General features: G+C 72.5%; 12 protein-coding genes. 4 read left to right on the top strand and 8 right to left on the bottom strand.

Annotation, left to right across the window (positions count from 1 at the left end; translation table 11 throughout):
• Window positions 1-158: 158 nt before the first annotated feature.
• Together ACFVFQ_RS26250 and ACFVFQ_RS26245 are read right to left on the bottom strand one after the other, a co-directional pair.
• Window positions 159-1,247 carry an S-(hydroxymethyl)mycothiol dehydrogenase gene (locus ACFVFQ_RS26250; RefSeq protein WP_383420263.1) on the bottom strand — a complete coding sequence of 363 codons (1,089 nt, stop codon included), beginning with the start codon at window positions 1,245-1,247 and terminating at the stop codon, window positions 159-161.
• Window positions 1,248-1,372: 125 nt separating this feature from the next.
• Window positions 1,373-2,704 carry a glucarate dehydratase family protein gene (locus ACFVFQ_RS26245; RefSeq protein WP_383420261.1) on the bottom strand — a complete coding sequence of 444 codons (1,332 nt, stop codon included), beginning with the start codon at window positions 2,702-2,704 and terminating at the stop codon, window positions 1,373-1,375.
• A 221-nt stretch (window positions 2,705-2,925) separates the two neighbouring features.
• Here ACFVFQ_RS26245 and ACFVFQ_RS26240 point away from each other — a divergent pair, with 221 nt between their 5' ends.
• Window positions 2,926-3,720 (top strand): HAD family acid phosphatase, encoded by a 795-nt coding sequence (locus ACFVFQ_RS26240; RefSeq protein WP_383420259.1) that lies wholly within the window; start codon window positions 2,926-2,928, stop codon window positions 3,718-3,720.
• 58 nt (window positions 3,721-3,778) lie between these two features.
• Here ACFVFQ_RS26240 and ACFVFQ_RS26235 read toward each other — a convergent pair whose 3' ends face one another.
• Both ACFVFQ_RS26235 and ACFVFQ_RS26230 read right to left on the bottom strand, forming a co-directional pair.
• The gene (locus ACFVFQ_RS26235; RefSeq protein ID WP_383420257.1) at window positions 3,779-4,684 is read right to left on the bottom strand and encodes a ribonuclease Z; all 906 of its coding nucleotides are present in this window, start codon (window positions 4,682-4,684) and stop codon (window positions 3,779-3,781) included.
• A 6-nt stretch (window positions 4,685-4,690) separates the two neighbouring features.
• Complete coding sequence (locus ACFVFQ_RS26230; RefSeq protein ID WP_383420255.1) at window positions 4,691-5,050, bottom strand: histidine triad nucleotide-binding protein; 360 nt, start codon at window positions 5,048-5,050, stop codon at window positions 4,691-4,693.
• Window positions 5,051-5,245: 195 nt separating this feature from the next.
• On the opposite strand from ACFVFQ_RS26230, the gene ACFVFQ_RS26225 reads away from it, so the two are divergent.
• Window positions 5,246-5,677: an OsmC family protein gene (locus ACFVFQ_RS26225; protein ID WP_383420253.1), complete on the top strand. Its 432-nt coding sequence runs from the start codon at window positions 5,246-5,248 to the stop codon at window positions 5,675-5,677.
• Between the two features lie 285 nt (window positions 5,678-5,962).
• Here ACFVFQ_RS26225 and ACFVFQ_RS26220 read toward each other — a convergent pair whose 3' ends face one another.
• From ACFVFQ_RS26220 to hrcA, 4 genes are all read right to left on the bottom strand, one after another.
• Window positions 5,963-6,712 carry a 16S rRNA (uracil(1498)-N(3))-methyltransferase gene (locus ACFVFQ_RS26220; RefSeq protein WP_383420251.1) on the bottom strand — a complete coding sequence of 250 codons (750 nt, stop codon included), beginning with the start codon at window positions 6,710-6,712 and terminating at the stop codon, window positions 5,963-5,965.
• Window positions 6,709-7,869 carry a nitronate monooxygenase gene (locus ACFVFQ_RS26215; protein WP_383420249.1) on the bottom strand — a complete coding sequence of 387 codons (1,161 nt, stop codon included), beginning with the start codon at window positions 7,867-7,869 and terminating at the stop codon, window positions 6,709-6,711. The genes ACFVFQ_RS26220 and ACFVFQ_RS26215 overlap by 4 nt, the downstream gene beginning before the upstream one ends.
• A gap of 87 nt (window positions 7,870-7,956) precedes the next feature.
• Window positions 7,957-9,093 carry a molecular chaperone DnaJ gene (dnaJ, locus tag ACFVFQ_RS26210; RefSeq protein ID WP_383420247.1) on the bottom strand — a complete coding sequence of 379 codons (1,137 nt, stop codon included), beginning with the start codon at window positions 9,091-9,093 and terminating at the stop codon, window positions 7,957-7,959.
• On the bottom strand, window positions 9,094-10,110 hold the full coding sequence (gene hrcA, locus ACFVFQ_RS26205) for a heat-inducible transcriptional repressor HrcA (protein ID WP_383420245.1): 1,017 nt from the start codon (window positions 10,108-10,110) through the stop codon (window positions 9,094-9,096).
• Window positions 10,111-10,450: 340 nt separating this feature from the next.
• Here hrcA and ACFVFQ_RS26200 point away from each other — a divergent pair, with 340 nt between their 5' ends.
• The gene (locus tag ACFVFQ_RS26200; protein WP_383420243.1) at window positions 10,451-11,188 is read left to right on the top strand and encodes an MBL fold metallo-hydrolase; all 738 of its coding nucleotides are present in this window, start codon (window positions 10,451-10,453) and stop codon (window positions 11,186-11,188) included.
• 115 nt (window positions 11,189-11,303) lie between these two features.
• Entirely contained in the window at window positions 11,304-12,137 is an 834-nt protein-coding gene (locus tag ACFVFQ_RS26195) for a DUF3097 domain-containing protein (protein ID WP_383420241.1), read from the top strand.
• The last annotated feature ends 111 nt before the right edge of the window (window positions 12,138-12,248 follow it).

Genomic DNA, 12,248 nt, shown 5'->3' with positions numbered 1-12,248 from the left:
TGCGGAGCCGTCTCGCCCAGAGACAAGAACTCCGCCCGCGTGATGCTGGTCCGGGCTGGTCTCTGTCCCGGCTAGTGCTGATCGTGTAAGACCTGTCGGCCCGCCGGGCCGCAGGCAACGTGAGTCAGGAATCCCGCTCGCTTACGGGGGGGGAGGAGTCAACACAGCATCACCACCGAACGCAGCACGTCGCCGGCGTGCATCCGGTCGAAGGCCCGCTCCACCTCGTCGATGGCGATGGTCTCGGTGACGAACGCGCCGAGGTCGATCCGGCCCTGCTGGTGGAGGTCGATCAGCATCGGGAAGTCCCGGGACGGCAGGCAGTCGCCGTACCAGGAGGACTTCAGGGCGCCGCCGCGGCCGAAGACGTCCAGGAGGGGGAGTTCCAGGGTCATCTCGGGGGTGGGGACGCCCACCAGGACGACGGTCCCGGCCAGGTCGCGGGCGTAGAACGCCTGTCGGTAGGTCTCCGGGCGGCCGACCGCGTCGATGACGACGTCGGCGCCGAATCCGCCGGTGAGCTCCCGGACGGCCTCGATGGGGTCGGCGGTACGGGAGTTGACGGCGTGGGTGGCGCCCATGGAGCGGGCGGTCTCCAGCTTGCGGTCGTCGATGTCGATGGCGATGATCTTCGCGGCGCCGGCCAGCCGGGCCCCGACCACCGCCGCGTCGCCGACCCCGCCGCAGCCGATGACGGCGACCGAGTCGCCGCGGCCGACGTTCCCGGTGTTGATCGCGGCGCCGATCCCGGCCATCACGCCGCAGCCCAACAGCCCCGCGACGGCCGGCGCGACCTTGGGGTCGACCTTGGTGCACTGGCCGGCGGCGACCAGCGTCTTGTCGGCGAACGCCCCGATGCCCAGCGCCGGGGACAGCTCGGTGCCGTCCTTGAGCGTCATCTTCTGGCGGGCGTTGTGGGTGTCGAAGCAGTACTGGGGCCGTCCGCGCAGGCACGCCCTACAGGAGCCGCACACCGCACGCCAGTTGAGGATGACGAAGTCCCCGGGGGCGACGTCGGTGACGCCCTCGCCCACCGACTCGACGATGCCCGACGCCTCGTGGCCGAGCAGGAACGGGAAGTCGTCGTTGATGCCGCCCTGCTTGTAGTGCAGGTCGGTGTGGCACACCCCGCACGCCTGGATCTGCACCACGGCTTCCCCGGGCCCCGCATCGGGCACCAGGATCGTCTCCAGCCGGACCGCCTCGTTCTTGCCCGGCGCCACGACGCCGCGCACTTCCTGTGCCATCGGTACCGCCCCTCTTCAAAGATCACGTACGGGACCACTGTGGCGCACCGCCACCGGGTTGTGCCACACCGCGCGCGGACGCGGCGCGCGCACCGCGGCCCCGGGGGCGTCGCCGGCCGCCCGCCTCACCAACGGGGCACGGCCGGGGCGGTCCAGTCGGGGTGGGCGCGGCGCATCGCGGCGGCGTCGTCGCGGTCCCGGTAGGTGCCGTCGTCGGCCAGCCAGCGCTGGTGCAGGGCGGCGAGCCGGTCGCGGTCGAGGGTGACGCCGAGGCCGGGGGCGTCGCCGACGTCCAGGTGGCCGTCGCGGAAGACGGGGCGTTCGGTCAGGACGTCCTCGGTCTGCCAGGGGTAGTGGGTGTCGCAGGCGTGGTCCAGGTTGGGCACGGTGGCCGCCACGTGGGTCATGGCGGCGAGGCTGATGCCCAGGTGGGTGTTGGAGTGCATGGCCAGCCCGAGGCCGAACGTGCGGCACAGGGCGGCGAGTTCGCGGGTGGCGTGCAGTCCGCCCCAGTAGTGGTGGTCGGAGAGCACGATCTGTACGGCGTCGCGGGCCACTGCCTCGGGGATCTCCTCGAAGGTGGTGACGCACATGTTGGTGGCGAGCGGGAGGGGTGTACGGGCGGCGACCTCGGCCATCGCTTTGGTGCCGCTCACCGGGTCCTCCAGGTATTCCAGGACGTCCGCGAGGGCGTCGGCTACCTGGAGCGCGGTGGGCACCGTCCAGGCGCCGTTGGGGTCCAGCCGCAGCGGCCGTCCGGGGAACTCCTCGGCCAGTGCCCGGATCGCGGCGGTCTCCTCCTGGGGTGCGAAGACGCCGCCCTTGAGCTTGAAGGACGTGAAGCCGTACCGGTCGGCGAAGCGGCGGGCCTGGGCGACGATGCCGGCCGGGTCCAGGGCGGCGCCCCAGTCGTCCGTCTCGCCGGGGCCTGCGGGGTGGCGTTGCCAGCGGTAGAAGAGGTAGGCGCTGTAGGGGACGCGGTCGCGCACGGCGCCGCCGAGCAGGGCGTGGACGGGCAGGCCGGTGGCGTGCCCCCAGGCGTCCAGGAGGGCGACCTCGAAGCCGGAGCGGACCGAGCGGCGCAGTTTGCCGGCGGTGCGGACGCCGCGCAGCCCGGCGGCGTCCACGCCCTGTGCGCCCCCGTTCCCGCCGTGCGCGCCGGCTGCTACGAGGGAGTCCGCGCCGGTCTGTTCGGCGAGCGCCGCCAGGCTGTTCAGGTCCGTGACCTGGCGGCCGACGAGGGCGTTGGCCAACGGGCGGGCCAGGGCGAGGTATTCGGTGTCCCCGTAGGTCTCCCCCAGGCCGGTGGCGCCGCCCTCGGTGACCACCTCGATGATCAGGCGCGGGGTGTAGGGCTGGTGCACGCCTTGGGTGTTGAGCAGCGGGGGGTCGGCGATCAGGACCGGGGTGAGGCGGACCTCGGCGACGAGCAGGTCCGCGGGGCGGGGGGCGACCATCGGCGTTCGTCTCCATATGTAGACAACATCCATGGATCGGGATGGAGGCTAAGGAGCGGCCCCGTACACCGTCAAGGGGCTTGCCGGACAGCCCAGTTGAGCCCCGACCCAGGCACCCGCCACCCACCCTTTATCAATCCGTTAATCTGCGCGCGTAGATAGCCGCGCGCCACCTCTGTTACACCTACCCGGGACCACCCCGCTTCCTGAAGGAGCCGCGCATGCCCCGTCCCGTCCTCTCCCGCCGCGTCCGCCTGGGCGGCGCGGTGGCCGCCGCCCTCGTCGCCGGGACCGCGGTGTTCGGCACCGGCCAGGCCACCGCCGAGCACTCCGTGCCGCGCACCGACAAGGAGATCCCCAACCTCACGCAGGTCGAGGACAAGATCAAGGCGTACTACGGCGACACGGTGACGGCCGACGGCGAGCACTACGCCTCCCCCACCAGCAACTACGCCCGCCAGGTCCGCGGCATCGAGGCCAGGGCGCGCACCTACCTGGCGCACGCGCTGGCCAAGAAGGACGCCGGGAAGGCCAAGCCGGCGATCGTCCTGGACATGGACGACACCACGCTGCTGACCTACAACTACGAGCTGAAGGTCGGCTTCAACTTCACGCCCAAGTCCCAGGACGCGTACCTCGAACACACCGACATGGCCGCGGTGTTCGGCATGAACGACCTGGTCACCTGGGCGCACAAGAAGGGCGCCGAGGTCTTCTTCGTCACCGGCCGCAAGGAGGCCCAGCGCGACTGGAGCGTGCGCAACCTCAAGAACGTCGGCTACGACGTCCCGTTGGACCGCGCCCACGTCTACCTGCGCGACAAGGAGCACCCGCCGCCCTACCTGCCGTGCGGCACGACCTGCTCGACCATCGGCTTCAAGTCGGGCACCCGCAAGCACATCGAGTCCCTCGGCTACCGCATCGTCGCCAACTTCGGTGACCAGTACAGCGACCTGGAGGGCGGCGCCGCGCGGCGCACCTTCAAGCTGCCGAACCCGATGTACTACCTGCCGTGAGGTGCGCGGCCCCGGCGCTCGCCCAGGGGCGCCGGGGTCCCGCCCTACGGGCCGCGGGTCAGCGCCTCTTGGGCAACGGGACCCGCAACAGGTCCCTGGCGACGGTGAGTTCGCCGGCGAAGCCCGCCGCGCGCGCCTGTCGCTCGAAGTCCGCGGGGTCGGCGTAGCGCTGCGAGAAGTGCGTCAGCACCAGGTGCCGCACCCCGGCGTCGACGGCCACCTTCGCCGCCTGCCCGGCCGTCAAGTGCCCGTGCTCCTGCGCCAGTTGGGCGTCCTCGTCGAGGAAGGTGGACTCGATCACCAGCATGTCCACGCCGTCCGCGAGGGCGTGGACGCCGTCGCACAGCCGGGTGTCCATGACGAAGGCGAAGCTCTGGCCGGGCCGCACCTCGCTGACCTCGTCGAGGGTCACGCCGCCCAGTTCACCGGCCCGTTGGAGGCGCCCGACGTCCGGTCCTGCGATGCCGTGGGCGGCCAGCCGCTCCGGCAGCATCCGCCGGCCGTCCGGCTCGGTGAGCCGGTAGCCGTACGACTCGACCGGGTGCGAGAGCTTGCGCGCGGTCAGGGCGTAGCCCTTGTCGCGGTCCAGTTCGCCGTCGGCGGAGACCGGCCGCTGTGCGATCTTGACGGTCTCGCGGTAGGCGGTGGCGTACCGCAGCCGGTCGAAGAACCGCTCGCCGCTGGCCGGGTAGTGGGCCGTCACCGGGTGCGGCACCCGGTCGAGGTTGATCCGCTGGATCACGCCGGCCAGGCCCAGCGAGTGGTCGCCGTGGAAGTGGGTGATGCAGATCCGGTTGAGGTCGTGGGCGGCGACGCCGGCCCGCAACATCTGGCGCTGGGTGCCCTCGCCCGGGTCGAAGAGCAGCCCCTGGCCGTCCCACCGCAGCAGATAGCCGTTGTGGTTGCGGTGCCGGGTGGGGACCTGGCTGGCGGTCCCGAGGACGACCAGTTCGCGTACCGACATGGCTCGTTATCCGGGGGGCCACTGGAGGCCGCGGCCCCCGAGGACGTGCAGGTGCGCGTGGAAGACGGTCTGGCCGGCGCCGGAGCCGGTGTTGAAGACGACCCGGTAGCCGGTCTCCTCGATCTGGTCCGCGGCGGCGACCTCGCGGGACTCGCGCAGTATGTCGGCGATCACCTCGGGTTCGGCGCCGGCGAGCGACGCCGCGTCCGGGTAGTGCACCTTGGGGATCACCAGAACGTGCGTGGGCGCCTGGGGGTTGATGTCGCGGAAGGCGACGGTGGTCTCGGTCTCCCGGACGATCGTCGCCGGCACCTCCCTCGCCACGATCTTGCAGAACAGGCAGTCGGCCTGCGGATTTCCCGCCACCGGTGGGCTCCTCCCGGGTCGCGCGGCGTGCGCCGTACGCACCGTGCGTACGCCCTCCGGATGCTAGCCGATCACCCCGCGCGGCCCCGCGGGCCGGTCCAGGAGGCCCCGGAGTCGATCCCGCGGATCGCGACCGGTCTGACCCTAAGCTGACCCCTCAGACCGCATTGGCCCCACAAACGGGAGTTATGCACCATGGCAACCACGCGCACCGCCAAGACCCACTGGGAAGGCAACCTCCTCCAGGGCAAGGGCACCGTGGCCCTGGAGTCCTCCAAGGTCGGCACCTACGACGTGAACTGGCCCGCCCGCGCGGAACAGCCCAACGGCGTCACCAGCCCCGAGGAACTGATCGCCGCCGCCCACTCCTCCTGCTACTCCATGGCCCTCTCGCACGGCCTGGCCGGCAAGGGCCACACCGTCGAAAGCCTCGACACCCAGGCCGACGTCACCTTCCAGCCCGGCGAGGGCATCACCGCGATCGCCCTCACCGTCAAGGCCCGCGTCCCCGGCCTCTCCGCCCCCGACTTCCAGTCCGCAGCCCAGGACGCCAAGCAGAACTGCCCCGTCAGCCAGGCCCTGGCAGGCGTCAAGAACATCACCCTGACCGCCGAACTCCTCTCCTGACCAACACCACCCCCCCCCAGCCCGGACGTTGACCTCCAGAGCACCACAACGGCCGCCCCCCACCGCCCCATTCCCCACCCCACAACGGGAGGGGACGGGCCGGAGGGGCGGGTGTGCGGGACGTAAAGCGAAGCAGTCCCGCACACCCGCCCCGGAGGCCCGTCACCGCACCCAACAGCCCTTGCGCCGCAGGCGCAAACAGCACCCCCACGGCGGGAAAGCCAACAACGTGGGGCACGGCCGGCCGCAGGCCCACGGCGGGAAAGCCGACAACGTGGGCAGAACCTAGCCCCAGCGCCCCGTACGCCCCAACAACAACGCCACCGCCGCCGTCCCGGCCGTAGACGTCCGCAACACACTCGCCCCCAACCGATACGGCTTCGCCCCCGCCTCCGCGAAGAGCGCCAACTCCTCCGGCGAGACGCCGCCTTCGGGGCCGACGACGAGCACGATCGAGCCCGCCGTGGGGAGTTCGGCGGTGGCGAGCGGGCTGCTGCCCTCCTCGTGGAGCACGGCGGCGAAGTCGGCGTCGGCGAGCAGCTCGGCGACCTTCTTGGTCGACAGCGGGTCGGCGACCTGCGGGAACGTCAGCCGGCGGGACTGCTTGCCGGCCTCTCGCGCGCTGGCCCGCCACTTGGCGAGCGACTTGGCGGCCCGTTCGCCCTTCCACTGGGTGACGCAACGGGCCGCGGGCCACGGCACGATGGCGTCCACCCCGGTCTCCGTCATGGTCTCCACGGCCAACTCACCGCGGTCGCCCTTGGGCAGCGCCTGCACGACGGTGAGGGTGGGCGCCGGCGGCTCCTCGGTACGCAGCGCGGTGACGGCGACGGTGAGCCGGTCCTTGCCCTCGACGGCGGCGACGGTGCCCTCGGCGCCGGTGCCGGCGCCGTCCGTCAGGACGATCTCCTCGCCGACCCGGAGCCGCCGCACCGACACCGCGTGCCGGCCCTCGGGGCCGTCCAGGGTGAGCGTGCCGCCGGCCCGTACACCGGCGAGCGCATCGACCTCGACGAGGAAAACGGGCGCCGTCATGCCGCACCTCCACTCGTGCCGAAACCGGCGGAGCCCTCCGCGCCAAAACCGGCGGAGCCACCCGTGCCGTAACCGGCGCCGGCCGGGCGGCCGTTGGCCAACGCGGCGCGGGCGGCGTCGAGTTCGGCCACCAGGACCTCCACCAACTGCCCGGCGGGTAGCTCCCGCGCCAGCCGATGGCCCTGCCCCGCCCAGAGGTTCATCCCCTGGGCGTCGCCCGCCTTGGCGGCGGCCTTGCGGACCGGGGAGGTGAGGTAGTGCACGGCCGGGTAGGCGGCCGGGGCGTACGGGCCGTGCTCGCGAAGGAAACGGTTCACCAGTCCGCGGGCCGGGCGCCCGGAGAACGCCCGGGTCAACTCGGTATGCGTGAACAGGGGGTTGATCAGCGCCTGCTTGTGCAGCGGGTGGGCGCCGGACTCGGGGGTGATCAGGAAGGCGGTGCCGAGCTGCGCCATCGTGGCGCCGGCGGCCAGCACCGCGGCGATCTGGGCGCCGCGCATCAGCCCGCCGGCGGCGATCACCGGGATCTGCACGGTCTCCCGCACCTGTGCCAGCAGCGCCAGCAACCCCAGCCCGGCGCCGGTGCCGTCGGCGTGCGGGTCGTCCCGGTGGGTGCCCTGGTGGCCGCCCGCCTCCACGCCCTGCACGCACACCGCGTCGGCGCCCGACCACTGCGCGGCCTGCGCCTCGGCAGCCGTGGTGACGGTGACGATGGTGTACGTACCGACCTTGGCGAACGCGTCGAGGACCGCCCGCGAGGGGCAGCCGAAGGTGAAGGAGACCACCGGCACCGGGTCGTCCCTCAGGATCGCCAGCTTGGCCTCGTAGCCGTCGTCGGCGGAGCCGTCCGCATCGCCGAGCTCGGTCTCGTACCAGGTGGCCTCGCCGGCGAGTTGCTCGCGGTAGACCTCGACGGCGGAGGCGTCGGCCAACGGGGGTTGCGGCATGAAGAGGTTGACGCCGAAGGGCCGGCCGGTCAGCCCGCGCAGCTGCTTGATCTCCTGGTACATGCCGTCGGCGGTCTTGTAGCCGGCCGCCAGGAAGCCGAGGCCGCCGGCCTCGCAGACGGCGGCGGCCAACGCGGGTCCGGAGCCACCACCCGCCATCGGGGCCTGCACGATGGGGTGGCGGCAGAGATCGGTGAGCGCGGTGGGCATGCCCACATCGTGTCACGCCCCGGGCCCCGCCCAGAACCGGGGCGACGGCCGCGGGAAACCCGCTGACCGCCGCCCCGTTTGGTGCGTCTACCGCCCGTTGAACGCATCCTTCAACCGCGAGAACAGCCCCTGCTGCCCGGGCTGGAACTGCCCCTGCGGGCGCTCCTCGCCGCGCAGCTTGGCCAGCCGGCGCAGCAGTTCCTCCTGCTCGGGCTCCAGCTTGCTCGGGGTCTGCACCTCGACGTGGACGATCAGATCACCACGGCCGTTGCCGCGCAGGTGGGTCACGCCGCGGCCGTGCAGCGGGATCGACTGGCCGGACTGGGTGCCGGGCCGGACGTCGACCTCCTCCATGCCGTCGAGCGTCTCCAACGGGCACTTGGTGCCCAGCGCCGCCGCGGTCATCGGGATGGTGACCGTGCAGTGCAGATCGTCGCCGCGGCGCTGGAACACCGGGTGCGGCAGCTCGTGGATCTCGACGTAGAGGTCGCCGGCGGGGCCGCCGCCGGGGCCGACCTCGCCCTCGCCGGCCAACTGGATCCGGGTGCCGTTGTCGACACCGGCCGGGATCTTGACCGTGAGGGTGCGGCGGGAGCGGATCCGGCCGTCGCCCGCGCACTCCGGGCACGGGGTCGGGACGACCGTGCCGAAGCCCTGGCACTGGGGGCAGGGCCGGGACGTCATGACCTGGCCCAGGAAGGACCGGGTGACCTGCGAGACCTCGCCGCGGCCGCGGCACATGTCGCAGGTCTGCGCCGAGGTGCCCGGCGCCGCGCCCTCGCCGCTGCACGTGGTGCAGACGACGGCGGTGTCGACCTGGATGTCCTTGGTGGTGCCGAACGCGGCCTCGCTCAGCTCGATGTCGAGGCGGATCATCGCGTCCTGGCCGCGGCGGGTCCGCGAGCGCGGGCCACGCTGCGAGGCCGTGCCGAAGAACGCGTCCATGATGTCGGAGAAGTTGCCGAAGCCGGCGCCGAAGCCGCCCGCACCGCCGGCGCCGCCGGCCTGCGAGAGGGGGTCGCCGCCGAGGTCGTAGACCTGCTTCTTCTGCGGGTCCGACAGGACCTCGTAGGCGGCGTTGATCTCCTTGAACCGCTCCTGGGTCTTGGGATCCGGGTTCACATCCGGGTGGAGCTCTCGCGCCAGCCGCCGGAAAGCCTTCTTGATCTGGTCCTGCGAGGCGTCACGGCTGATGCCGAGGACCGAGTAGTAATCCGTGGCCACTTACGACTCCGCGAGGATCTGTCCGACGTAACGTGCCACTGCGCGTACCGCTCCCATCGTTCCGGGGTAGTCCATGCGGGTCGGTCCGACCACGCCCATTTTCGCGACGGCCTCGTCGCCCAAACCGTATCCGACGGTGACGACCGAGGTGGACGTCAGACCCTCGTGAGCATTCTCATGCCCGATGCGTACGGTCATGCCCGAGTCGCCTGCCTCCCCGAGCAGCTTGAGCAACACCACGTGCTCCTCAAGGGCTTCCAGCACCGGCCGGATGGTCAGGGGGAAATCATGCCCGAAGCGCGTCAGATTGGCGGTGCCGCCGATCATCAACCGCTCTTCGGTCTCCTCCACCAAAGTCTCCAGCAACACCGACAGTACTGTCGAAACCGTGGCCCGGTCGTCCTGTTCGAAGGATTCCGGGAGATCCTGCACCAGCTGCGGGACGTCGGTGAAACGGCGGCCGACGATCCGGCTGTTGAGCCGGGCGCGCAGGTCCGCCAGGGACGTCTCGCCGAACGGCGTCTGGCAGTCGATGAGCCGCTGCTCGACGCGGCCGGTGTCGGTGATCAGCACCAGCATCAGCCGGGCCGGGGCCAGCGCCAGCAGCTCGACGTGCCGGACGGTGGACCGCGTCAGGGACGGGTACTGCACCACCGCGACCTGTCGGGTGAGCTGCGCCAACAGCCGCACGGTGCGGCCGACCACGTCGTCGAGGTCGACGGCGCCGTCCAGGAAATTCTGGATCGCCCGCCGCTCGGGGACGGACAGCGGCTTGATGCCGGCCATCTTGTCGACGAAGAGGCGGTAGCCCTTGTCGGTCGGGATCCGGCCGGCGCTGGTGTGTGGCTGGGCGATGAAGCCCTCGTCCTCCAGGGCCGCCATGTCGTTGCGGACGGTGGCCGGGGAGACGCCCAGCTTGTGGCGCTCGGTGAGGGCCTTGGAGCCGACCGGCTCCTCGGTCCCGACGTAGTCCTGGACGATGGCGCGCAGCACCTCAAGCCTGCGTTCACTGAGCATTTCGCCACCTCCAGTCGGCCGTCCCGCCGGTCGTCTCTTACTGGCACTCACCTGGTCCGAGTGCCAGACCCGCAGCCAGTGTACGGCCGGGCGGAGCGGATACAGCAAGGGCGGGCGCACTGAGGGCTTACCCACCACCGTCTGGTCCGACCCCGGGCCGTCCCGGAGAGTTCCCCGAGCGATCCCCTGGAAATCCCTTATACGACGCCTTGTTGGCGCCCCGGGCCCGCGCCGGGGGCGCACCGCGGCGCGCCCCACGAGATACTCGTGCCCGCCGGCATTCCGCCGGGTTTCCACCGGGTGCAGGGCAACGCTATCGCGGGGGCGCTAGCGTCCTGCCATGCGCACCACTTGGGAAGAGGCCGGCTGGGAGCGGCTCGGCGCCGGGGTCGTCCGGCGCCGGATGCCCGGCTGGGACGAGACGGTCGGCGTGATCGCCGGCGCCGACGGGGTGTTGCTCGTCGACACCGGTGCGACCCTCGCCGCCGGGGCAGAGCTGCGCCGCACGATCCGCGGGGTGCTGGGCCGCGATGTGACGCATGTCGCGCTCACCCACCCGCACTTCGACCACGTACTGGGCACCGCGGCCTTCGCCGGCGTCGAGGTGTACGGCGCGGCCGGGGTGGCCGGGCTGCTCCGGGGCGGCGGGGAGGCGCTGCGGCAGGACGCGGTCCGGCACGGCGTGGACCCGAAGGCCGCCGCCGAGGCCGCGGACCACCTGGTCGTCCCGCGCCACCAGGTGGACGGCCGAACGACCCTCGACCTCGGGGGGCGGGAGGTGCTGCTGGTCGACGTCGGCCCCGGTCACACCGCCCACGACCTGGCCGTCCTGGTACCCGGCCGGCCCGGCGAACGGGACGTCGTCTTCTGCGGCGATCTGGTGGAGGAGTCCGGCGAACCCCAGGCGGGCCCGGACGCGCTGCCCCGGCGGTGGCCCGCCGCGCTCGACCGGCTGCTGGCCCTGGGCGGCGAGCACGCCCGGTACGTGCCGGGGCACGGCGCGGTGGTGGACGCGGCCTTCGTCCGCGCGCAACGGGACGCCCTGGCGGCCCGCTTCGGCACCGCCAACTCGCCCTGACCCGAAGGCCGTTGCCCCGCCCCCCTCCCGACGCTCGCCCACCCCAGCGCCCGTGGCACCGCTCGCCACCCAACCCACCGACTGTCCGACCCCCGACCCGTAGGGAACCAACCCCATGCACAGCAGGCACTACAGCCCCGACCTCACTCCCCCCTGGAAGAAGCCGAAGCCGGTGCCCGAGGTGCCGGCCGATCCCGGGCTGGTCGTGGAGGAGGTGGCCACGGGCTACTGCGGCGCGGTCATCCGGTGCGAGAAGACCGCCGAGGGCACGACGGTGACCCTGGAGGACCGCTTCGGCAAGCAGCGGGTGTTCCCGATGGCGCCGCGCGGCTTCCTCCTGGAGGGCAAGACCGTCACCCTCGTCCGGCCGCCGGCCCGCCCGGCGGCGAGCGGGCCGGCGCGCACCGCCTCCGGTTCGCTCGCGGTCCCCGGGGCCCGCGCCCGGGTCGCCCGCGCCGGCCGCATCTACGTGGAGGGCCGGCACGACGCCGAGTTGGTGGAGCGCGTCTGGGGCGACGACCTACGGATCGAGGGCGTCGTCGTGGAGTACCTGGAGGGCATCGACGACCTTCCGGCCATCGTGGAGGCGTTCTCCCCCGGCCCGGACGCCCGCCTCGGCGTCCTGGTGGACCACCTCGTCCCCGGCTCCAAGGAGTCCCGGATCGCGGCGTCGGTGACGGACGGGAACGTGCTGGTCGTCGGCCACCCGTACATCGACGTGTGGCAGGCGGTGAAGCCGTCCTCGGTGGGCATCGCCGGCTGGCCGCAGGTCCCCCGGGGCCAGGACTGGAAGACCGGGGTGTGCCGGGCGCTGGGCTGGCCGGAGAACACCGGCGCGGCCTGGCAGCGGATCCTGTCCCGGGTGCGGTCGTACAAGGACCTGGAGCCGGCGCTGCTGGGTCGGGTGGAGGAGCTGATCGACTTCGTGACGGCGCCGGAGGGCGCGTGACGGGGCGGAAGGCTCTCTGAGCGGCGGGGCTCCGGTGACGGCGGTGGGCGGTGGCCGACGGGCCTACGGGGTACAGGGCACCGCCCGTTGCACCGTCGTGCACGGGCGCGG

The sequence above is a fragment of the Streptomyces sp. NPDC057743 genome, assembly GCF_042798755.1.
Classification (GTDB): Bacteria; Actinomycetota; Actinomycetes; order Streptomycetales; family Streptomycetaceae; genus Streptomyces.
This window is presented reverse-complemented; position numbering and strand designations above follow the sequence as displayed.

What these genes read in the sequence shown, in the direction of transcription:
- ACFVFQ_RS26250 (WP_383420263.1), bottom strand. Translation starts at nt 1,247, where the DNA reads ATGGCACAGGAAGTGCGCGGCGTCGTGGCGCCGGGCAAGAACGAGGCG.
- ACFVFQ_RS26245 (WP_383420261.1), bottom strand. Translation starts at nt 2,704, where the DNA reads ATGGTCGCCCCCCGCCCCGCGGACCTGCTCGTCGCCGAGGTCCGCCTC.
- ACFVFQ_RS26240 (WP_383420259.1), top strand. Translation starts at nt 2,926, where the DNA reads ATGCCCCGTCCCGTCCTCTCCCGCCGCGTCCGCCTGGGCGGCGCGGTG.
- ACFVFQ_RS26235 (WP_383420257.1), bottom strand. Translation starts at nt 4,684, where the DNA reads ATGTCGGTACGCGAACTGGTCGTCCTCGGGACCGCCAGCCAGGTCCCC.
- ACFVFQ_RS26225 (WP_383420253.1), top strand. Translation starts at nt 5,246, where the DNA reads ATGGCAACCACGCGCACCGCCAAGACCCACTGGGAAGGCAACCTCCTC.
- ACFVFQ_RS26220 (WP_383420251.1), bottom strand. Translation starts at nt 6,712, where the DNA reads ATGACGGCGCCCGTTTTCCTCGTCGAGGTCGATGCGCTCGCCGGTGTA.
- ACFVFQ_RS26215 (WP_383420249.1), bottom strand. Translation starts at nt 7,869, where the DNA reads ATGCCCACCGCGCTCACCGATCTCTGCCGCCACCCCATCGTGCAGGCC.
- hrcA (WP_383420245.1), bottom strand. Translation starts at nt 10,110, where the DNA reads ATGCTCAGTGAACGCAGGCTTGAGGTGCTGCGCGCCATCGTCCAGGAC.
- ACFVFQ_RS26200 (WP_383420243.1), top strand. Translation starts at nt 10,451, where the DNA reads ATGCGCACCACTTGGGAAGAGGCCGGCTGGGAGCGGCTCGGCGCCGGG.
- ACFVFQ_RS26195 (WP_383420241.1), top strand. Translation starts at nt 11,304, where the DNA reads ATGCACAGCAGGCACTACAGCCCCGACCTCACTCCCCCCTGGAAGAAG.